Origin of the sequence: Pedobacter chinensis, from assembly GCF_003339865.1 — a bacterium.
Taxonomy (GTDB): Bacteria; Bacteroidota; Bacteroidia; order Sphingobacteriales; family Sphingobacteriaceae; genus Pedobacter; species Pedobacter chinensis.
Genome location: NZ_QPKV01000010.1, coordinates 35,533 through 57,634 on the forward strand (window position 1 = coordinate 35,533; position 22,102 = coordinate 57,634).

16 protein-coding genes are annotated in these 22,102 nt (G+C 36.5%); 11 read left to right on the top strand and 5 right to left on the bottom strand.

All coding sequences use genetic code 11. The annotated features are described in order from the left end of the window. Positions 1–64 precede the first annotated feature (64 nt). A complete protein-coding gene (locus DU508_RS19715; protein WP_115404490.1) occupies positions 65–1,468 on the bottom strand; it encodes a DUF4270 domain-containing protein in 1,404 nt (467 codons plus the stop codon). Between the two features lie 21 nt (positions 1,469–1,489). Beyond that, positions 1,490–2,314, bottom strand: a complete 825-nt coding sequence (locus tag DU508_RS19720; protein ID WP_233509685.1) for a glycogen/starch synthase — start codon at positions 2,312–2,314, stop codon at positions 1,490–1,492. A 149-nt stretch (positions 2,315–2,463) separates the two neighbouring features. Here DU508_RS19720 and panC point away from each other — a divergent pair, with 149 nt between their 5' ends. From panC to DU508_RS19735, 3 genes are all read left to right on the top strand, one after another. Next, a complete protein-coding gene (gene panC, locus DU508_RS19725; RefSeq protein ID WP_115404600.1) occupies positions 2,464–3,309 on the top strand; it encodes a pantoate--beta-alanine ligase in 846 nt (281 codons plus the stop codon). 185 nt (positions 3,310–3,494) lie between these two features. After that, positions 3,495–3,845 carry an aspartate 1-decarboxylase gene (panD, locus tag DU508_RS19730; protein ID WP_115404492.1) on the top strand — a complete coding sequence of 117 codons (351 nt, stop codon included), beginning with the start codon at positions 3,495–3,497 and terminating at the stop codon, positions 3,843–3,845. 4 nt (positions 3,846–3,849) lie between these two features. Then, a complete protein-coding gene (locus DU508_RS19735; protein WP_158542216.1) occupies positions 3,850–4,821 on the top strand; it encodes a lysylphosphatidylglycerol synthase transmembrane domain-containing protein in 972 nt (323 codons plus the stop codon). Positions 4,822–4,839: 18 nt separating this feature from the next. Here DU508_RS19735 and DU508_RS19740 read toward each other — a convergent pair whose 3' ends face one another. Next, positions 4,840–7,209: an outer membrane beta-barrel protein gene (locus tag DU508_RS19740; RefSeq protein WP_115404494.1), complete on the bottom strand. Its 2,370-nt coding sequence runs from the start codon at positions 7,207–7,209 to the stop codon at positions 4,840–4,842. A gap of 108 nt (positions 7,210–7,317) precedes the next feature. Continuing rightward, a complete protein-coding gene (locus DU508_RS19745) occupies positions 7,318–8,394 on the bottom strand; it encodes a helix-turn-helix domain-containing protein (protein ID WP_115404495.1) in 1,077 nt (358 codons plus the stop codon). 431 nt (positions 8,395–8,825) lie between these two features. Here DU508_RS19745 and DU508_RS19750 point away from each other — a divergent pair, with 431 nt between their 5' ends. The 4 genes from DU508_RS19750 to DU508_RS19765 all read left to right on the top strand — a co-directional run bounded on the left by DU508_RS19750 (position 8,826) and on the right by DU508_RS19765 (position 16,213). Then, on the top strand, positions 8,826–10,112 hold the full coding sequence (locus tag DU508_RS19750) for a hypothetical protein (RefSeq protein WP_115404496.1): 1,287 nt from the start codon (positions 8,826–8,828) through the stop codon (positions 10,110–10,112). Positions 10,113–10,122: 10 nt separating this feature from the next. After that, entirely contained in the window at positions 10,123–11,112 is a 990-nt protein-coding gene (locus DU508_RS19755) for an AAA family ATPase (protein ID WP_115404497.1), read from the top strand. A gap of 13 nt (positions 11,113–11,125) precedes the next feature. Beyond that, entirely contained in the window at positions 11,126–14,992 is a 3,867-nt protein-coding gene (locus DU508_RS19760) for an OmpA family protein (RefSeq protein WP_115404498.1), read from the top strand. Positions 14,993–15,073: 81 nt separating this feature from the next. Then, complete coding sequence (locus tag DU508_RS19765; protein WP_115404499.1) at positions 15,074–16,213, top strand: acyl-CoA dehydrogenase; 1,140 nt, start codon at positions 15,074–15,076, stop codon at positions 16,211–16,213. 83 nt (positions 16,214–16,296) lie between these two features. Here DU508_RS19765 and DU508_RS19770 read toward each other — a convergent pair whose 3' ends face one another. Next, positions 16,297–16,641: a phage holin family protein gene (locus DU508_RS19770; RefSeq protein WP_115404500.1), complete on the bottom strand. Its 345-nt coding sequence runs from the start codon at positions 16,639–16,641 to the stop codon at positions 16,297–16,299. A 48-nt stretch (positions 16,642–16,689) separates the two neighbouring features. Here DU508_RS19770 and DU508_RS19775 point away from each other — a divergent pair, with 48 nt between their 5' ends. The 4 genes from DU508_RS19775 to infB all read left to right on the top strand — a co-directional run bounded on the left by DU508_RS19775 (position 16,690) and on the right by infB (position 22,100). After that, positions 16,690–17,091, top strand: a complete 402-nt coding sequence (locus tag DU508_RS19775; protein ID WP_158542217.1) for a hypothetical protein — start codon at positions 16,690–16,692, stop codon at positions 17,089–17,091. 121 nt (positions 17,092–17,212) lie between these two features. Then, positions 17,213–17,677 carry a ribosome assembly cofactor RimP gene (gene rimP / locus DU508_RS19780; RefSeq protein ID WP_115404502.1) on the top strand — a complete coding sequence of 155 codons (465 nt, stop codon included), beginning with the start codon at positions 17,213–17,215 and terminating at the stop codon, positions 17,675–17,677. A gap of 65 nt (positions 17,678–17,742) precedes the next feature. After that, on the top strand, positions 17,743–18,987 hold the full coding sequence (gene nusA, locus DU508_RS19785) for a transcription termination factor NusA (protein WP_115404503.1): 1,245 nt from the start codon (positions 17,743–17,745) through the stop codon (positions 18,985–18,987). A gap of 62 nt (positions 18,988–19,049) precedes the next feature. Then, positions 19,050–22,100: a translation initiation factor IF-2 gene (infB, locus tag DU508_RS19790; RefSeq protein ID WP_115404504.1), complete on the top strand. Its 3,051-nt coding sequence runs from the start codon at positions 19,050–19,052 to the stop codon at positions 22,098–22,100. Positions 22,101–22,102 lie beyond the last annotated feature (2 nt).

The window sequence follows — 22,102 nt, forward strand, 5'->3', positions numbered from 1 at the left end:
TTTAATGCAAAAAAAAGGCCTTCACAACTTTTGATGTGAAGGCCTTTTTTCAAAAATTACTTGCCTAATTTATTTTTGTATAATAAATATTCAATTTCAATTTGTTTGTGGTATTTCCGGCAGAACCAATTACAGCTCTTCCGGCTGAGGTAACTGAAGGTGTTACTTGAAACTCAGTAAGTGATGTTGGTGCCAGGAATGTTCCAAAATCTGTAAGTTTTTTATCAATAAGATCCTGCACATAAGCCGTAACAACAAATACGTATCTGTTTTTTAGTGAATCATAATAACCTCCAAAAACACCATCAGAGAGGGCTCTTGGATCGCCACTTACAACTTGTGAGCCTTGATTGTGATCCGGAACATTTGTTGGCTGTTCCGCAATGTCCCAACGGTAAAGTGAAAGCCTTTGTGCCGGAACAAATGGATAGCCAAAAGTGTTGCTGCTTAAATCGACAACAAGTTCAGCTTTGTTAACAACAACTTTTCCGTACTTGTTAGTGAAGTCTGCAAGTGTAGGAAATGAAATTTTGGTTTTTACGCCAGCTAAAGCTTGCAGGTAGGTTACATTGTATTGAGTAGAGGCATTAGCAGGTAGCAACTGCGTGGCTATTTCCGTTCCGGTATAGTCGTGTTTAATGTTGGCTGTTACCGTGCCGGCTGAATTGTTGATCGGGAAATTTACTGATACCGTATCAATACCGCTTGACGTATTTGTTTTTTTATAAACCAATTGCAAATATGAATTAGTGCCTGCAAAGTCTATGAAAGCAATCCCACCAGTTCCAGTGGTAGATGTTTTATTTACCTCAGCATATAAACCTTTAAAGTAATCTATAAATTTAGCATTAGTTGATGTTCCTGTAGTTGGCAAGCTTAAAATGGTACTTTGAATAAACGCTGTGTTAAGCGGAATTCTGATTTGAGCAGGAACAATCTTTAAGGTATCTGCTTTCCCCTCGACAATATCGAAGATTTTAATTGGAGTTTTAGGGAATATTTTACTGTTAAAATTGCCCAACAAAGTGCTGTTATGTACTTGTATATCAGAACTTTTGTAGGTAGTGATCTTGTTTGTAAGCTGGTACACATCAATGCTATATTTAGTACTGGCCGTGTCGCCATAGAATTGAGTTCCAAGGTTTAATACCAATACAGCAGAATCCAGCACGGGAGATGTTCCGAAATCATAACTTGTACTTGATGGGGTAACCGTCATAGCAAGGCTCGATTCTGTTTTGCCAAAAATTGGATCTACTATATAGCCCAGCGGATGTCGGGCTAAACCAGCAGTAATGACATCGTTTTCCTTAACTGTTTGCGAGCTAATTGGCTCATTGCTAACTAAAGTTCCAACAATAGCCGAGTTCGGATCAACATCTAAACCAACGCCATCGGGATTTTTACACGATGCAAAAAGAAAAAGACCTATCAACAGGGTTAATAAGTCTTGTTTTGTAAATTTCATATTTAAAATAATAATACCTAATTAAGCAACTGAAACCAATTCATCATTTGAAATCTCCTCATAAAAAGAATAGAAGTTTTCAAAATTCTCGGTTAAGTTAAAGGCTAATGTTGGCTTATTGGAATCTTTAACAAATTTTAACACATCTTTGTTAAGGTTTTCGTCTGCCAAAACCACTGCATCAGCATGAGTTACAGCTCCAATATGCAAGCTATTACAATCTGAAGATAAGAAAGCTTTAGTGTCATCTTCAGTCATATTTGCCATTACTGCTTTTTTAGCGAAATTATCATTTAATTTTTCTTCAAAGCAATCTTCATAAATAGAATACACTACTTTAGAATTTTTGAAAGTAGGATCGTTTTTATAAGTGGTTTTAATGTACGCCGGAACCAAAGCACTCATCCAGCCATGGCAATGAACGATATCTGGTGCCCAACCTAATTTTTTTACAGTTTCTAAAGCGCCTTTGCAGAAGAAAATAGTGCGTTCATCGTTATCATCAAAGAATTTTCCACTGGCATCTCTAAATACCTGTTTGCGCTGGAAATACTCTTCGTTGTCTAAGAAATAAACTTGCATGCGTGCAGCGGGGATGGATGCTACTTTAATAATTAAGGGATTATCGTTGTCATCGATTATGATGTTCATTCCCGACAAGCGAATTACTTCGTGTAAACGATTTCTTCTTTCATTAATGTTGCCAAACTTAGGCATCAAGATGCGGATTTCGAATCCTTTTTCTTGCATCGCCTGTGGTAATTGACGTGTGATTTCAGAAATTTTAGTAAGCTCGAGGAAAGGCGACATCTCGTGTGTAACAATCAGCAGCTTCGTTTTTGCCATCTCCATATTCTAAGAAAATATTAAGTTAAATAAAAGATAATGAGCGGCAAAGATAAGCATAATAATACTATTTATCAAGATTGACAAGTATTGTTTGGTTTCATTTAGATTAATTTACACCTTTACGGCTTTAATTTAGATTGCCCACTTTGGAAATATTTAAAACCAAATCAGCGCTTAAGGCTTTTTTAAAACCTTTAAAAGCATCAGGAAAGAAAGTTGCCCTTGTACCAACAATGGGCGCATTGCACAATGGTCATATTTCACTGATCAGATTAGCGCAGGAAAATGCAGACATCATTATTTGCAGCATTTTTGTAAATCCAACACAATTTACAGACCCTAAAGATTTAGAAAAGTATCCACGCCCTATTGAACACGATTTAGCCATGCTGGAAGATGCAGGCTGTCATGGTGTTTTTATGCCAGGCGTAAAGGAGATGTACCCTTATGGTGCCGATGAAAATTGGTACGTTAATTTAGGAAATGCCGAATTTTTATTAGAAGGAGAATTTAGAAAAGGTCATTATCAAGGCGTAACCCAGATTGTTAAAAAGCTTTTTGACGCGGTTGAGCCTGATATAGCCATGTTCGGGCAAAAAGATTTTCAACAGGTATTGATGATTAAAAAGATGCTGACTCAATTTAATCTGTCCATCTCAATTATTACCTGCCCAATCATACGTGAGGCTGATGGTTTGGCAATGAGCAGTCGCAATATTCATTTATCTGCAACTGATCGTCAACACGCTTTGGTTTTGAGTAAATCGCTCCAGTTTGTTGTTGATCATTTTGACGAATACTCATTGCGGGAACTGGAAGAAAAAGCCATGTCATTTTACAAAAATATTGATGGCGTTGAGTTGGATTACCTGACCATTGCTAATGGCGATACGTTAAAACCAGCACAATCTAAAGAAGAAAATAACCTGGTTGTTTTAGTTGCTGCTAAAGTTGGTTCTACACGATTGATTGATAATATGATTATTAAATAGAGTCAAGATGAGTATCAGGTATCAAGAATTACCTGCTGTTGGATAAGATAGATACGAAAATATAGTTGAAGGTATTTCCTGGTTGTTATTTCTTTTTAGTTTCTGCTTTGGTATTTCCGCTTTAGCCTTTTTAGAAACTCCAAACTGATGACTGAAAACTCCAAACTGATTACTAACTTTGCCGGATGGTTATCACAATATTAAAATCGAAAATACACCGTGTTAGAGTAACGCAAGCCGAATTGAATTACGTTGGTAGTATTACGATTGATGAAGATTTGATGGATGCAGCTAACATTATCGCTAATGAAAAGGTGCAGATTGTAAATAATAATAATGGGGCTCGTTTTGAAACTTATGTGATCAAGGGTGAACGCGGAACAGGTACCATTTGCCTGAATGGTGCAACAGCTCGTTTAGCACAATTAGGCGATATTTTAATTATCATGTCATATGGCTCGCTTCCCATTGATGAAGCTAAAAAATATAATCCTATACTTGTTTTTCCTGATGATAATAATCACTTGTTAAAATAACATTTTGACATTCAATCTCAAAACGGCGATTAAATACATAACCCTCTTTTCTGTTGGAATAGGGGTTTTATACCTCGCCTTTCGAGGTCAGGATTTAGAAAGTATATGGCTGGAAATAACATCTGCCAACTATTTCTGGGTTGCTGTTTCTGCAATTGCTGTATGGGTTGCTCATATATTGCGGGCGTTGAGATGGCAATTGCTTTATAAATCCATTCATTATAAAGTTAGTTTTGCCAATGCTTATCATGCTGTAATTATTGGTTATCTGGCCAATCTGGCCTTGCCTCGCTTTGGAGAAATAGGGCGCTGCTCCATCATTAATAGAGTAGAAAAAGTGCCTATGTTCGCTTCCATCGGAACGGTAATTACCGAACGGTTATTTGATGTACTGGTGCTTTTTATAACCACAATAGCAATGTTGGTTTTCCAATACGACATTGTTTCCGATTTTCTGTACGATACCATTTATATCAACCTTGTCAGAAAGCTGGCAACCATCAATTACACCTGGCTTGTTGGAATTGCAATCTTGTTTATTATGCTTATTGGAGTAACCATATATTTTCTCAGGCAAAAGTTCAGCAAGAAATTGCTAAGAATATTTGTGAATCTGAGGCAGGGGGCAGGCTCGTATGGCAAGTTGAAACAAAAGGGTATATTTTTAATATATACCGCCGGAATCTGGTTATTGTACCTCTTTTCCATGTACTCAGCTTTTTCTTGCATCAAAGCCACTTCAGAGTTGCATTTAAACACCGCGTTTACAGCACTTGTATTTTCAGGTTTTGCAATGGCGGCACCTGTGCAGGGTGGCATCGGTGTTTTTCATTGGGTGGTTGCTCAGGCATTAGTGCTCTATTCCATCTCTTTCAAAGATGGATTGGCTTATACCACTATTATACATTCTTCGCAAGTGTTGCTGATATTAGTGCTGGGTAGTTTAAGTTTGATCCGGATTTTGATCAAAAAATAAATCCGGTGAACAATTCCGTTAATTCGCTCTGTTTTCTTCGTCACTTTTCTTGTTTTCTTTTGCTTTGTAAGTAGATCGGCCGAAATTATAAGTTAAGCTAAAAACCAATCGCTGGCTGGCGAAGTAATGATAAAAATCATTATTGATAATGCTTTTCTCTCTGAAAATAAATCTTCTTTTAATATTATCGAATGCATCATAAAGTGTGATTTTAGTATTAAGCTGATTTTTTAACCATCCTTTTTGCAATCCAAAATCGATACCATAAACTGGAGCAAAAATATAAAGTCCACTGCCACTTTTCGATTCGTAAATATAACTCAAATCAAATAACCAGTTTTTTAAAGTGAAAACCTGACTGCCATTAATTTTATAATCGTAAATGGGTATTTGATAGGTTTGCCCAAAGTAAGGTGTTAATTCCTTATTATAATAAAAGCCAATGTTGTGGTTCATTCGCCACCACTTATTTACAGTAATGGGCGAACTTATCTGCAAGTTAGCGAAATTTCGATAGGGAATGTTCCGGCCTAAAAAAATTAATTCGTTTGTTTCGGGGTTATATTCAGGATAACGCGATATAACGTCTGTTTCACGTCCGGCATTTAATGAAATATTAAGCGCCTTTCTGCTGTAAGACAGTGCTAAAAGGCTAGTTGTTGAAGCTTGCAAATAAGGATTGCCAATCCAATAATGACGTGGACTGTAATAAAAGCGGAAAGGATTTAAAGCAGCAAAAGTTGGCCTTGTCAATCGTCTGCTGTAACTAAAACTCAGTTGTTCTTTATCATTAATTGCGTAGGTTAGATTAAAGCTTGGCAACCACTTTAAATATTTTCTTCCGGTAAATGTACCAGTGGTAATAGAATTGGCCATAGTACGGGTGTATTCTGTTCTTAAACTTAAGCTGTAACTAATTTTATCCCATTGGCCGCTGTAAGATAAGTAACCAGCAGTAATGTATTCGTGATAACTGAACTGATTGCTGCGTCTGGAATCCAAATAAAAAATAGAATTGGCCAGCGTATCGTAACGCAGGTTGTTTTCGGTGCTGGTGTAGGCAAATTTTCCGCCAAATTCGAGTTTACCTTTTCCTATGTTTTGGGTGTAATCTGCCTGTGCAGTACGAATCAATATATTGTTTCTTGAATTGGTTTTCCAATAATTCAGGAGTTCGCCGTTAAGTGCATTATGATTTTGAATATCTTCAGTTTGTTTGTTATCTATTTGTACCAGTGAGGTAATGAGATGAAGTTCACCGTCTTTAAACCGGGCATCGTAATTAATGCCACCCGCATAATTATATTGTTTAGGCAAAGCATTGTTATCGCTTTTAACAAGAGCCATTGTTTGGTTTAAGCCAGCCGTTTGAGTAATCAGTTGATTGCCCGAAACCGCATTTCTGTTTATTTGGTAGCTGCGTAAAAAAGCCTCTAAGTTTTGCCCGTTTTTCAGTTCATATGTTACTTTTGCCTGCACATTAAAGTTCTGATTAGAAGTAACAGTCCGCGTATCGGTAATCATGGCATTGGTATTAGCCAGATATTGCAAGGCATAATATTTATAAAAGGTGCTTCCCGTGGTATGTCCAAGCTTAACATCATAAATAAACCGGGTTGTTTTAAAAATCAGTGATAAATTGTTATCCAATAAACTGTAATTGTTTTGTTGAAACCGGGCATTATAAATTCCTTTTAATCCTAAAGATAGATTTCTTTTCAGTTTTACATCAATAATACCCTGGTATTCTCCGTCATACTTTGAAGAAGGCTGATTAATCATCTCAATGGATTCGACCATATCTGGTGATAGACTACTTAAATAGATCAAGATCTCATCATTGCTCATGTTTACTGGTTTACCATCAACAAATAAAGTTGGAGTTGCCCGGCTTGCCATTTGCATTGTCCCATCCTGATTAACCTGTAAGCTCGGAAGCTTCCTGAACACATCTAGTAAATTAGAAGCAGACTTAAAGAATGCGTTGTTGGCAACACCTATTGTTATTTGTCCATTTTGCGTACTAAAAGCGGGTATTCCGCCTGTAATTGTTACTTCGTTGAGCAGGTTAATGTCCTCAGGTATTAAAATATTACCTAGCTCTACATTATTATCATTTATCGATAATTCTTTTTGTACTCTTTGATAACCCATTAAGCTAACCGATAAGATATATTTCCCTTTCGGCATTTGGATAAATTGAAAGAAGCCGGAAGTATCGCTGCTGGCATATTTAATTACTGTTGGCCGCTCCTGATCGGTCAATATTAAATTAGCTAAAGGCAAACCCTGTCTGGTTTTGCTGTCGAGCACTTTTCCTTTTATAATCTGTGCACTTAATGATGCATGTATAAGTACAGAAAGGCACAATAATAATGTCGGTTTCATCTTCTGGTGTTTGGTTTTTATGGAATGAACCAAAACTAAAAAAGAAGTGAAGGGAACCGGTTTTGATTCTCAGATTTGGGAGTTCGGAATTATAAAACGAGACAAAACTTAGTTTGACGAAACAACGAATAATTGTTCCTTGTAAAGTGTGGGGGTTGTTTGTTTATGCTTTTTAAAAGCGGTATAAAAAGTAGATTTAGAGTTAAAGCCCACCTCATATCCAATGGCTTCGAGCTTAATGCCTCTGTTGTTAATAATCAGTTCGCAGGCTTCGTTTATTCTAAATTCATTGATGTAGGCAGCAAAACTTTTACCTAAGTTATCATTCAGTAATTGTGAAAGCTGATGACCTGAAATATTGATCTTTTTAGCCAGATCGTTTAATTTAAGATCAGGGTTTTTATAAAGTTTTTCTTCCAAAATAACTTTTACGAGTTTCTCTGTTAAGGCCAGTGCCTGCTCTTCTGCAATTTTTTTATTGGCGTAACGTCTCAAATTCTGATTACCCGAAAGTAAATTGCTGGTTTTCCGTCTGCTAATAAATAAGAAAGTATTTAGATAAAGGATAAGCGAGAAAAATAAAGCTCCACTAATGCAGGAGCCATTAAAAAACGAAAAGATGGAGAATTTAAATGCAGCAGGAACAACGACATTGCCAATAAGCACCGATAGCAATAACATCTCTGTTGTAGAAATATTTTGGTCTCGCGAAAAAAACCTGGCAAAAACAGTTCTAAGCAACCATGCAGATAGTATAATATAAATGGTAAATTGAATTGAAATTATTTTTCCGATATAATTTTCCCATATATCAGGTTGATTATCGTAAGGAGCAATGATACTGGCTATTACAATTGCCAGGCTCCAAAACAGGTAAGTTCCTTTTTGTACAGCTTTAGTTTTTGAATCTTGCCCAAACGCCGATTTAATAAAATAAAAAAGAGATGGACCAACCAATGAGCTTCCTAAAATGCCAATCTGGATATAAATGCCGGGCAAGGTCGGGTAGAAATAAAAAATAAAAGATTTGCCGATTTTTAAGCAGAGCGATAAGAGCAGCAGCCCGAGAAAATAAGTATTGGCAGATTTAGGTTTTTTGAAGAATAATAAATATGCACTAATGATAAAGCCATTAAATACGCCTAAGGCACTAAAGAAAAATAGAATTTGCTGACTCAGGTTCATTTAACAAAAATAATAATCTTAGGTTAACAACAAGATATTAGCCAAAATAACCTTTACAAATATGACAAAATGGAACAGATGCGATTCTTACGTTTTGGTTATGGAAACTTTCCAAAATAGATACCTCAGCATTTGTTGTAGTGTGGTTAATAATAATCCTGGCTATTCCTGTGCCATTGTAAATGGTTGTATATCTACTTCTTATCTGTAAAATTTAAATTCACAATGTTGTGTTAAGTTGAGCATTTTTACCTGCAAATTTTATATCTTTAATTTAATGACGCTAAATCGACTTCATTCGCTCAACCCAATCGTTAAAAAAACATTCCTTACCTGTAATTATTGCACGGTTTATTGCAGGCTCGTTAAAGTTTTTGGCTAATCATTTAAAATCGTCTGACTGATGAACATGATATTATAGCAAATCTGTTATGGCCCAAACAATCAAAATATTTATTTCTTCATCAATAAAGTTTGCTGGTTTACGGGATTATATCAGGTTGTTCTTTGATTCCAAAAACAAGATTTACAAAGACAGAATATTTTTCGAAACAGTTGTTTGTGAAGATTTTGATAATCATAAAGAAGGTGGTTCTCAAAATAAGTATAACGATTCTATAGCAGAATGCAACTACATGTTGCTTTTTTATTCAAACCGGGTGGGTATTTATACGCGGGAAGAATTCATTGTATCAAAAAACGGAAATATTAAAACCTATGTTTATAAACTGCCTGATAATATATCTGCCGAATCAATTGCCGATCAGGAGAGTGTAACCCAATTTAATGAACTGCTCACCAATGTGAATTATTTTGAAGAAGTGGCTGATAATGTAGATCAGCTATTGAACAAATTTTACAACAATATTGAGCGAAGAGATATTTTGGATTTAATTGCCAACCCTGTTTTAAAGGAACAGTTCTTTCTCTCCAAAAAGCTATATAAAATTAACAGGGAAAACTCAATCGCCTATTTCAAGGCCAATCTTAAGAATTATGCGCAAAATAGCTGCACGCTATTCTTTTATAAAGCAAAAAAAAGAGATCAACCCAATTACTATAATTTCAGGTTAGATGAAACCCTTAACCGCGATGATTTGAAACTTTCAACCTCTTTTAGGTATATCGATCTGAATAATGTTTTTCATCCAGAAGAGGATAAGGATAAATGGTTGATTAGATTTTTGAGTGAATTCAATACTGTTTTTGATGCTAAACTGACTTTAGAAAGCAATTATCCATCGGTGGCCGATTTCATGGATGCATTTTACGATTTGCTGAGGTGTAATCATACCTGCAACCTGATTTTGCCTTTTAGGCTGGTGGGACAGCTGGAGTTGGATGATCAGTTTTTTGTGTCAAATATTATTGAGTTTTTAAGGTTGTTCGATTTTAACAAGAACAATGAAAAAGGTATTTTTTTACATTTTGTTTTTAATCTGGATATAGATGATGAAAAAGATACCTTATTCTATAACGAAATAAAGAAAGCGTTTAACATACAGGATTATACAGCTTTAAAAAGCATCAACAGAAGTGATTTTGAAAAATGGGCCGAACTCTATAGTGAAAATGTTGAGGTACAGGAAGACCTGGTTGATAAAATGATCGATTCCTTAAATAAGCTTAATTACAGTTTGCCGACCCAAATGTCGAGAGTGGAGCATGCAGTGCAAAAAATGATAGAAGAATTAGATAATTCAGAACCTAGAAATTAATTCTCATACAATGAAAGTAATAAAACTAACCAAAGCCCAGGATATTGGCAGTTATCAGCCTTCAGAATCTTTAGTATCGGTGCTGGAAATGGCAATTTCTCTTGGGAGACCGTTGCTGCTGGCAGGTAAACCTGGTGTTGGAAAAACCCAGTTTGCCCATTGGGTTGCCAATCAAACCATTGAAGATTTTAATAAAAACGTTTTTCAATTTAACACGAAATCCACATCTGTTTTTGCCGATCTGTTTTATGAATATGATGCCGTTTCTCATTTCAGAGATGCGAATATCAATACTTCATTAATTGATCGGGAAGTAAAAACTGCAGCAGATTACATCACTTTGACTGCCTTAGGTTTTGCGGTTTTTTGTGCAAAGGGAAACAATCATGCAGATGATGAAGAATTGAGTAAAATCATTCAACAATCTAAATTAAAGCTGAAAATCGGGGCCGATGATTTAAAATCAAAATCGGTTGTGCTAATTGATGAAATTGATAAGGCGCCGAGAGATTTCCCTAATGATTTGCTTTATGAAATTGAAAACCTGTCTTTTTCAATCAAAGAAATTAACAAAACCATCAAACTAAACGATGCTGAAAAAGAAAATGTGGTGATCATTTTAACCAGTAATGATGAGAAAAACCTGCCTGATGCATTTTTAAGACGATGCCTGTTTTACTACATCGATTTCCCTTCAGAAGCTGAATTGAAAGCCATTGTTGCTAAAAAACTGACTATTGATGGATCTAAATTTTCTCAAAGTGAGCTTGATGGATTAAATGAAAAAATATCATGGTTTTTTAAAATATACAGCGCAAAAAATATCGATAAGAAACCTTCAACATCTGAATGTATTGATTGGATTAATTATCTGAAAGAGCACCACCTGCTTGATAAAAACGCAAAAGAATGCAAAGACTCTTTTTCTTGTTTGATTAAGAAAAAAGAGGATTTGGATGAGTTAAACAAACTATTCCCTGATTTAAGAGCTGATATTTAGCCTCATTATCCAAATGCCGCAACCTGAATCATATTTAACTGCTGATCTTATTGATGAGTTCCTTTACACGGCATTAAAGGGGAAAGGATTTTCCATTGATATTGACGACTATGTAGTGGCGGCACAAATAGTTGAGGAAATTAAAGATAAAGCTGTTGATGCCGATCGTGTGAAATTTGCATTAGCAGCTATTATTTGCAGAAATGCAGATGAACAAAAGCATTTTTATCATTTATTTGATGCCTTTATTCAGGAAAAAGAAGGTCAGCAAAAGCAAAAATTACTTGAAAAAGAAAAAATAACCAAAGCCATAGCCAAACAAAAATGGCTAAAAATTAAGCGATTCATCATCATTGCCTTTCCTCTTGCTTTAATTTTGTTAGTGGCTTTATTCTTCTTTGTCCCCGTATCAAAAACCAAGTATCTTCCCAATGAAAACATTAAAGTGGAGCGGCTTTTTAATGATCAACATTTCACTATAGCAGATACTCTTGACTTCTCGTTACGAGATGTCTTTTCATCTGAGAAGAAATTTAGCATTAAGCAAACTTTATTTCAAAAATACTTTGATTCACATGTAGACTCTGCCAATATTAAAGCAACCTGGAATTTACAAGATACACTGATTAAAAATAAGCCGGTTATTAATTATGCTTTCAGAGAGCCCGGAAAGAAAAAAATCAATGTCACCATTTCAAATCCAAACGGAACCTCTCGAGTATTTCAAGATTCTATTCTTGTTTGCGATCAATTGCCTGTTATAAAAAATGATGATCCGGTTTATAAAGGAGAAAACACTGAATTTAAAGTAGAAAACCCTCAAAACAGATCTCTTGTATGGAAAGTTGATGGAAAAGAAGTGATGGGTAAAAATGATGGCCTTCAATACAGATTTGACTCTGCAAAAGTTTATCAGGTAAGTTGCAGATATCAGGGTCAGTTTTGCCCTCACGATAGCTACGGGCAACTTGAAGTTAATGTAAATGAAAGAAACCAATTCTCCGTTTTAAATAGCCAAACCGGAAATATTACACCGGAAGTAACTCAACAACTCAGGAAATTGTTTTACTGGTTATTTGGTGTGATAGGTTTTTTCTTAATCTGCTTGGTGTTAACCTATTTTATTCCCTCTTTGTATAAAGTTTATGAAAACACTCAGTTTGGTGTTTTCAAGAAAATTTACGAAGGAAAAGAAACCCATTACCTGAAAAATATTGAACTACCAGATTTTGGAGGCCAGCAACCACCTCTTGATATCAGTTTTTATAACAAAAATAAATTGATTGGAGGCAAAGAACCAATAGTTAAACTGGCTTTTGATTTAAGAAGGAAAATAGAATCTGATCAATATTATTTAAACCTGAAGAAAACGAGTCTGGCAACGATTCGAAATCTGGGCATGTTCACGCCGGTACTCCAAAATAAAAGCTCGAAACGCAATTACCTTATTTTGATTGATAAAACCAATGAAAAAAGTGTCGAAGTTAAACTCTTTCAATATCTGGTCAGTCAGCTATCATCTAACCTGGTTGATTTAGATGTTTATTATTATCATAAAAACCCACTTCAGGTATTTAAAAAACATATAGATGATGCGATAAACATCAATTATTTGAAAAATCAATATCATCAGTCTATTTTAATTGTATTTGGCAACGGACATAATTTTCTCGATCCTAATTTCCCTGAAATGGATGCTGCGGTCGAAAATGGCTTTTCACTTTGGCCATCACGTTTATTGATTACACCAAAACCTGCCAATGATTGGTCTTTGGAAGAAAAAACATTAGCTACATTTTTTCATGTGTTGCCGGCAGATCATGTCGGTTTGTTAAATGCGGTTGGAGTTTTACTGAAAAGAGCATATCAACCAGTTAAAGGTTTAAACGCACTAAAAAAATACAGTTCAAAGTTTGTAGAATTTGAAGATCTGGAGGAAGTTGAGGAATACCTTGGTGATGAAGAAATACTTCAATGGTTGGCCGCAACAGCTTTATATCCAAAAATTACCTGGGAAATTATTTTATCCATCGGTGATGTTATGGGCGATAATCTGGTTACTTATGAAAATCTACTTAAAATTTGCAGAATAGATTGGGTACAAAAGGGTGTTTTTCCTTCCAGAATTAGATTGGAATTGCTTAAGCGTTTAAAAATTGAACATGAAATAACAGCCAGAGAAGCTATAATTCAACTATTAGAAGACGATGCTGAAGTTGAAATTGGCTCTTTCTCCAGTAACGAAAAAAATCTGCAGTTGATCATTAACAAATTCGTTTTATACAGCCACAATCCAAAACGATATGCGACTTATGAAACGGCCGAAAAAGAGTTTTTAAAACTATATAACCAGGAAAAACTTAGAGATATTCCTTTAAATGTTTATCTGAAAGGCATTGATCCTGATAAAAAGGCTGATGCCTGGGAAAACACACTCCAAACCAAAAATAATAAAGTTGATAATCTTAAATTATATAGTAATCAAAAGCTGGGTATAGTATCTGATGAAACGATTAAGAATAAAATAAAAAGGAACTTGTTTCAGACGCTCATTTTGTTCAGTGTGCTTTTTATCTCACTCACTATTGTTGGGTTTGTGAAACCAAATTTTTCAATGCTTGTTGATACGAAATCACAAGTTATTAAGGATTGGAGTATTGTTTTTGAGAAAGATAGTTGCTATAGAGTGTTTAATCCATCAAGACTGGTCGTTGGTATGGGAGACGATAAAATCATCGATATGGTAATTGACGATAAAGATTCCATACCACTCAATAACCTGGAGAAAGTGAAAGGACAGGAACTGAATTTTACATTCGTTTCAGCAAAAGGCACCGAAGCATCTTCTTTATTAAAAATTACAGGCAGGCGAATCAAGTTGAGGGTTTTAGGGGCTTGCAGCAAACCTCAACCTATAAACAGTGCGATATATCTTCGTTATTACCCCGAAGAAATGAAGGATAGTATGGCATTATTTCAGAAAAAACTAATGAATGCCAAATATTTGGTCAATGAAACACTGGATCGGGAATTAACAACAAAAAGTGAAATACGATATACGCTGGATGCCGATAAAGATCGGGCGATGAGTGTTTCGATCGAAGCATCATTGTTTTTCGGGCAGGATATTAAGGTTGCCAAAACAAAATCGACATTAGAAAACCAAATTGAAGTTTGGGTGGTAAAAAAATCGTTGCCAACAATAGTTAATATTCAATACAACGACTTAACACAGAAAACCATTGCAAATACTTTACAAAGAAATTTACAGAAATCAGGCTACAAAGTAGAACAAAACATTCAAGGCGAGTTTGATTGGGGCAATGAAGTAAGGTATTACGATGACAGTAAAAAGGATGAGGCAATCGCTTTACTTAAAATTGTACGTAACTCAACCTTAGGAACAATGACCACTAAAAAACTGCAACTGAGTTTACCAGAAAAAGATAAAAACATCATTAAAATTTGGCTGAAGAACTTACAGGATCCAACTACATGCAAATCTTCAATAACAGATAATGGTGCCACTATATATTTTAATGATGGACAAAAAGTGGTGTCATCCGAATCGCAAAGGATATTAGATCAATTAACCAAAAAATTGATGGATAGCCCGAATTCCAATATTTCACTCCGTGGTTTTAGCAATACTGAAAAAACAGATATGCAGAACTTGATACAGGCCAAAGATTTTGCAAATGCAGTTAAAGCCTATTTGGTCAATAACGGAATACCTGCATCTTCAATTAGTACGGTATCAAATAGTGAGGAAAAAAGAGATGTTGATAAAAATGCTTGTTACGATAAGGTTATGATCAGTATTTCTACGTCATCACCTGTAAAAGAACAAAGCAATAAAATGCCAAATACAAAGTATTAAAGAAATAAATTACTATGCAACCATAGTAATTTCAATTTGAAATGCTACATTTGGTTTACTAACCTTTTATACATAAATGTTATGCATTTTGAATTAAGTGAAGAACAATTAATGATACAGCAGGCTGCCCGCGATTTTGCACAGCAAGAATTAAAGCCTGGCGTAATTGAACGAGATGAGCACCAGAAATTTCCAGCCGAACAGGTTAAAAAACTTGGAGAACTTGGTTTTCTGGGAATGATGGTAAACGAAAAATACAATGGAAGCGGACTAGATGCAATTTCTTACGTTTTGGTAATGGAAGAGCTTTCCAAAATAGATGCTTCGGCATCTGTTGTCGTATCTGTTAACAATTCTTTGGTTTGCTATGGATTAGAGGCCTACGGAACCGAAGAGCAAAAAGAAAAATATTTAAAGCCGCTTGCTTCAGGAGAAAAAATAGGGGCATTCTGTCTATCAGAGCCAGAAGCTGGCTCTGATGCCACTTCTCAACGTACAACAGCAGAAGATAAAGGCGATTATTATCTGCTGAATGGAACCAAAAACTGGATTACCAACGGGAGCACAGCATCAACATATTTAGTTATTGCACAAACTCATCCCGAATTAAGGCATAAAGGAATCAATGCCTTTATTGTAGAAAAAGGAATGGAAGGTTTTACTGTTGGCCCGAAAGAAAATAAATTGGGTATTCGTGGTTCTGATACCCATTCTTTAATGTTTAATGATGTTAAAGTTCCAAAAGAAAATAGAATTGGAGAGGATGGTTTTGGATTTAAATTCGCTATGAAAACTTTAGAAGGTGGTAGAATCGGTATTGCAGCACAGGCTTTGGGGATTGCTCAGGGGGCTTTCGAGCTCGCCACGCAATATGCTAAAGAGCGCAAATCATTCGGAAAACCAATTTCTGAACACCAGGCAATTGCTTTTAAATTGGCCGATATGGCTACTCAAATCGAAGCCGCGAGGTTGTTGGTTTATAAAGCCGCCTGGTTGAAAGATCAGGGCTTGCCCTATACACAGGCTGGCTCGATGGCGAAACTATATGCATCAAAAGTGGCAATGGATGTGACTATAGAGGCCGTTCAGGTACATGGTGGATATGGTTTTGTGAAAGAGTATCATGTAGAGCGGTTGATGCGTGATGCAAAAATCACTCAAATTTACGAGGGAACCTCAGAAATACAAAAGATGGTTATTTCGAGAGAAATTATTAGGTAGTTTTCAGTTGGCAATTTACAATTTTCAGTTGGCAGTTTATAGTTGGCAGTCTGGCAACTGAAAACTGCCAACTGTTAACTGAATTATTCCTTCTCCCCTGCAATGGCACCAAAAATAGCTTTGATCAATGCAACAATAATGGCTAAGAAGGCAGCAGCTAAAAAGCCTGAAGTGTTGAAAGAAGTCATCATACTGTCTACCAGTAAGATCATCAAAACAGTGATAATAAAAGATACCAGACCCAAGGTTAAAAAATTGATCGGGAAAGTGAGTAGTCTTAAAATAAAGCCAATGGTTGCGTTTGCAAGTGCAATCAGAATAGCTGCAATAAGTGCACTGGTGTAGCCTGAAACTTCAACTCCAGGTACCAGTTTTGCCCCGATAAAAAAGGCCAGTCCCATTAAAAGGATCTCAATAATTAATCTCATAATGTTTATTTTTGTAAAATGTTTAAATGCTTTTTTAAATATTCGGCTTTGTTTGCAATTGCAACTTTTGCGTTAGCATGTTCAAATACAAACAACAAACCAATCATTAAGTTTTCAAGGGATAGTTCATCAATTATAATTAAAAATTTTGATGAGACAAGCTTGCTGCAGGTTAGAAATTCATATCTGGCCAATCCCGATTCCAATAGCCTGGTCAGTGTGCTGGTTCAGCCTGGCGAATTAGATAGTTTGCAGGATGAAATTCTGGTTCCCGGAAAAATTAAAATTTCAGGAGATTCACTGGTTTTTAATCCTGATCAGCCGTTTAGAAAAGATAATACCTATGTGGTAGAAAGTTTTATCAATGTTCAATTTGCGACAGCTGGTAAATTAATAACCGGTAAAGTAAAATATAACTTACAACCACAACGACAAATACTTAAACGGTAATAATCAGCATAATAATTAATACAGGTGTTTGATTTTTCATAAAAAATTCCTACATTTGCATCGTAATCGAAGAAAAGAGAAGGGGACAATGTCCCCTTTTTCTATGAAATCAGGTTAAAATATGCAGGTAGAAAAGAGAGTTGCAGACCTCGTTGAGGAGAAAATCGCAGATCGGCCAGAACTGTTTTTGGTTGAAGTGAAAATGTTGCCAAACAATAAATTAATTATTCATGTTGATGGCGACGAAGGGATTAGCATACAGGATTGTGTAGCCATAAGCAGGCATGTTGGTTTTCATTTAGAAGAAGAAAACGTAATTGAGCAAGCTTATAATTTAGAAGTTTCTTCGCCAGGTGTTGGTGTACCTTTAAAATTAATCCGCCAATACAATAAAAACATTGGCAGAACCGTAAGTATTAAGTTAAACGACGGGCAAAAAAAAGAAGGTAAACTTTTATCGGTTACAGAAAATAACCTGCTGATTGAAGAATCGGTTAAAGAAAAAGGGAAAAAAGCGGTTACTGTACAAACAGAAGTGCCGTTTAATAATATATTAGAAACAAGTGTATTAATAAGTTTTAAGTAATACGATTAATGAGCAAAAACGAGATTATCTTGTAATCTTACTAATCTATTTAATCATGGTAAAAAATGAGTACTACAACAATTAATTTGATCGACTCTTTCCAGGAGTTTAAGGATTTTAAAAATATAGATCGCCCAACAGTGATCAGTGTGTTGGAAGAAGTTTTCCGTAGTATGTTGCGTAAAAAGTACGGAACAGACGAAAACTGTGACGTAATTGTGAATCCTGATAACGGGGATTTAGAGATCTGGAGAACGAGAAGAGTAATGGAGGATGGGTTTTCTGAGGATGATGATTTAGAGATCGAACTTGCTGATGTACATAAAATTGACCCAAGCTTAGAAGTTGGCGATGATTATATTGAGCAAATCACTTTAGAAAGTTTCGGTCGCAGAGCGATTTTAGCAGCCCGCCAAACTTTGGTTTCTAAAGTGTTGGAATTAGAGAAAGACGAAATCTTCAAAAAATATAAAGATCGCGTTGGTGAAATTATCACTGGCGAGGTTTACCAGGTTTGGAAAAAAGAAACTTTGGTTTTAGATGATGAAGGTAACGAGCTTTTAATGCCTAAAACAGAGCAAATTCCTGCTGATTATTTCAAAAAAGGCGATTCTGTGAGAGCAGTGATTTCTAAAGTGGAAATGATCAATGCGAATCCAAAAATTATCATCTCAAGAACAGCGCCTGAGTTTTTACAACGCTTGTTTGAGCTGGAGGTTCCAGAGATTTTTGATGGTTTAATTACGGTTAAGAAAATCGTTCGTGAGCCAGGAGAACGTGCTAAAGTGGCTGTAGAATCTTACGATGATCGTATTGATCCGGTTGGTGCTTGCGTTGGGATGAAAGGATCTCGTATCCATGGTATCGTTCGCGAATTGAAAAACGAAAATATTGATGTGATTAACTTCACAAACAACATTTCATTATACATTACCCGTGCTTTAAGCCCGGCAAAAATCACATCTATTAAATTGGATGATGAAACTAAACATGCATCGGTTTACTTAAAACCAGATCAGGTTTCATTGGCCATTGGACGTGGCGGACACAACATTAAATTAGCTGGTAAATTAACCGGTTATGAAATTGATGTGTATCGCGAAGCTGGAGAAGAAAGTGACGAGGATGTGGATCTGGAAGAATTCTCAGATGAGATTGATAGCTGGATCATTGATGAATTAAAGGCTATCGGTTGCGATACTGCTAAGAGTGTATTAGCACTTTCAGTAGAGGATTTGGTAAAACGCACCGACTTAGAAGAAGAAACCATTAAAGAAGTGGTTCAGATTTTACAGTCAGAATTTGAATAAGTGGTGTAATTGCCAAATAAACACTACTTTTGTATTAATAAAGAAAAAATAACAGGAGCTAAATGTCAGACGACAAACCAATCATTTTAATTAAAGCTATTAAAGAACTTAATATAGGCATGGGTACGGCCGTTGAGTTTTTAAACAAAAAGGGATTCTCTGCCGAGAAGAGCCCTATGTTTAAACTTACGGGAGACATGTATAATGCCTTATTGAAAGAGTATCAGGGAGATAAGATCGTAAGAGAAGAAGCCAAACAAATAGTGATTGGTAAAATACGTCGTGACGAGCCTGAGACTGAAAAGCCAGTAGAAGCGCCGAAGAAAAACACCGACTTTGAGAAAAACGATGAGATTCTGATTAAGAATGCTCAAACGTTTACTCCACCGGTAGAGAAACCAAAGGTTGTTGAAACACCTAAGGTAGAAACTCCGGCCCCTGCGGCAGCAGAATCGGTTGCAGCAACTAAGGCAGAAGATAAAGCTGAAGAAAGCAGCTTGCCAGGTGTTAAAATTGTAGGAAAGATCGATCTGAATGATCTTAACTCAAAAACACGTCCGGTTAAAAAAGAAGAAGAGCCAGCTACGCCTGCACCAGCAGCGAAAGTAGAAGAGCCTGCTAAACCAGTTGAACAACCAAAGGTTGAAGTTAAGCCTGTTGAGGTTAAAAAAGAGGAAACGCCTGCGCCGGCAGCACCTGTTGTAACAAAAGCACCAGAGCCTGTTAAGCCAGTTGAACAACCTAAAGCAGAAGAAAAACCTGCAGAAACGAAACCAACAAGCACTGAGCCTGAGGTTATAAAAGCACGTACAGTAAAATTAACTGGTCCGAATATTATTGGTAAAATTGTTTTACCAACAACTCCGGATAGAAGAAACGGTCCTGTAGCATCATCTAGTGATAGTGAAGCTGCTAAACGTAAGCGTAAACGTAAAAAAACTCCTGGAGCTCCGGGGCAACCAGGTCAACACGGTGGTGGTCAGAGTCAGCAAGGACAAAATCCTGCAGGTCAGGGTCAGGGTGGTGCACCAGGACAACCTCGTCAGCCTTACCAAGGTAACCGACCAGGTGGAGGTACCCCTTATCAGGGTAATCGCCCGGCCGGACAAGGCGGAACTCCTTACCAGGGAAATAGAAATAACAACAGACCAGGTTTCCAAAATAGAAATGCTACACCAAGCGGACCTAAAGAAGAACCTACTGAGAAAGAAATTCAAGATCAGATCAAGGCAACACTTGCCCGTTTAAGCGGAGCTGGTAAGTCTGGTAAATTTGCTCAACGTGCTAAGTTACGTCGTCAAAAACGTGATGATGTTGCATTCAATGCTGAAGAAGCAGCAAATGAGCTTGAATCTCAATCGAAAATATTAAAAGTAACAGAATTCGTTACGGCTAATGAATTAGCGAACATGATGGATGTACCAGTTACCAAAATTATTGGTACTTGTATGAGCTTAGGTATGTTCGTTTCCATTAACCAGCGTTTAGATGCTGAAACCTTAACCATTGTTGCTGATGAGTTTGGATACGAAATTCAATTCGTAAAACCAGATGAAGAAGAGGATAATGTAATTGAGGAAGAAGATGCAGCAGAAGATTTAATCGAAAGAGCTCCGGTTGTTACGATTATGGGTCACGTCGATCACGGTAAAACTTCATTGCTGGATTATATCCGTAAAGCCAATGTGGTTGCTGGCGAGGCGGGTGGTATCACACAGCACATTGGTGCCTACATGGTAACTACTTCTTCGGGCAAAAAAGTAACATTCTTAGATACACCAGGTCACGAAGCCTTTACAGCGATGCGTGCCCGTGGTGCTAAGGCGGCCGATATTGCCATTATTGTTATTGCTGCGGATGATGCAGTGATGCCTCAAACAAAAGAAGCAATTAATCACGCACAAGCTGCAGGTGTACCATTGGTATTTGCTTTCACTAAAGTAGATAAGCCAGGAGCAAACGCAGATAAAGTTCGTGAGCAATTATCAACGATGAACATCTTGGTTGAAGACTGGGGTGGTAAATATCAATCTCAGGAAATTTCAAGCAAAAGCGGCTTAAATGTAGATTTACTTTTAGATAAAGTATTATTAGAGGCTGAATTATTAGAACTGAAAGCTAATCCGAATAAAAGAGCTACAGGTACGGTAATTGAAGCTGCATTAGATAAAGGCCGGGGTATTGTAACTACAGTACTGGTTCAGGCGGGTACATTAAAAGTTGGAGATCCAATTTTAGCAGGTAGTTATAGCGGGCGTGTAAAAGCGTTAACAAACGAACGTGGTGCTAAGGTTGATTCTGCAGGTCCATCACAACCAGTTCAGGTTTTGGGTATGCAGGGTGCGCCTACAGCGGGTGACCGTTTCAACGCTTTAGAAAGTGAAACTGAAGCCCGTGATATTGCAAACAAACGTATGCAATTACAGCGTGAGCAAGGTTTGCGTACACAGAAACATATCACATTGGATGAGATTGGTCGTCGTTTGGCCATTGGTAACTTTAAAGAGCTTAACATTATTGTTAAAGGTGATGTGGATGGTTCAATCGAGGCATTATCAGATTCATTATTGAAACTATCTACCGAGCAGATCCAAATCAATGTGATTAGCAAAGGTGTGGGTCAGATTTCAGAATCTGATGTGTTGCTGGCTTCTGCTTCTGATGCGATCATTATTGGTTTCCAGGTTCGTCCATCAACAGGTGCACGTAAATTGGCTGAAGCTGAACAAATTGATATCCGTTTATATTCTATCATTTACGATGCAATCAATGAGATTAAATCGGCTATGGAGGGTATGCTAGATCCGGAATTTGAAGAGAAAATCGTGGCTAACGTAGAGATTCGTGAAACTTTCAAAATCACTAAAGTTGGTACCATTGCAGGTTGTATGGTATTGGATGGTAAGATTACCCGTAACAGCAAAATCCGTATCGTTAGAGATGGAGTGGTGGTTTACACAGGTGAACTTGCCTCCCTTAAACGCTTTAAAGATGATGTAAAAGAAGTATCGAAAGGTTATGAGTGTGGTTTGAACATTCAAAACTTCAACAACATCGAAGTTGGCGATATCGTGGAAGCTTACGAGCAAGTAGAAGTTGCAAGGAAACTGTAATA

Excerpts from the sequence above, each read along its gene's own strand:
- DU508_RS19715 (WP_115404490.1), bottom strand. The coding sequence starts at position 1,468 with ATGAAATTTACAAAACAAGACTTATTAACCCTGTTGATAGGTCTTTTT.
- DU508_RS19720 (WP_233509685.1), bottom strand. The coding sequence starts at position 2,314 with ATGGCAAAAACGAAGCTGCTGATTGTTACACACGAGATGTCGCCTTTC.
- panD (WP_115404492.1), top strand. The coding sequence starts at position 3,495 with ATGGTTATCACAATATTAAAATCGAAAATACACCGTGTTAGAGTAACG.
- DU508_RS19740 (WP_115404494.1), bottom strand. The coding sequence starts at position 7,209 with ATGAAACCGACATTATTATTGTGCCTTTCTGTACTTATACATGCATCA.
- DU508_RS19745 (WP_115404495.1), bottom strand. The coding sequence starts at position 8,394 with ATGAACCTGAGTCAGCAAATTCTATTTTTCTTTAGTGCCTTAGGCGTA.
- DU508_RS19750 (WP_115404496.1), top strand. The coding sequence starts at position 8,826 with ATGGCCCAAACAATCAAAATATTTATTTCTTCATCAATAAAGTTTGCT.
- DU508_RS19755 (WP_115404497.1), top strand. The coding sequence starts at position 10,123 with ATGAAAGTAATAAAACTAACCAAAGCCCAGGATATTGGCAGTTATCAG.
- DU508_RS19760 (WP_115404498.1), top strand. The coding sequence starts at position 11,126 with ATGCCGCAACCTGAATCATATTTAACTGCTGATCTTATTGATGAGTTC.
- DU508_RS19765 (WP_115404499.1), top strand. The coding sequence starts at position 15,074 with ATGCATTTTGAATTAAGTGAAGAACAATTAATGATACAGCAGGCTGCC.
- DU508_RS19770 (WP_115404500.1), bottom strand. The coding sequence starts at position 16,641 with ATGAGATTAATTATTGAGATCCTTTTAATGGGACTGGCCTTTTTTATC.
- rimP (WP_115404502.1), top strand. The coding sequence starts at position 17,213 with ATGCAGGTAGAAAAGAGAGTTGCAGACCTCGTTGAGGAGAAAATCGCA.
- nusA (WP_115404503.1), top strand. The coding sequence starts at position 17,743 with ATGAGTACTACAACAATTAATTTGATCGACTCTTTCCAGGAGTTTAAG.
- infB (WP_115404504.1), top strand. The coding sequence starts at position 19,050 with ATGTCAGACGACAAACCAATCATTTTAATTAAAGCTATTAAAGAACTT.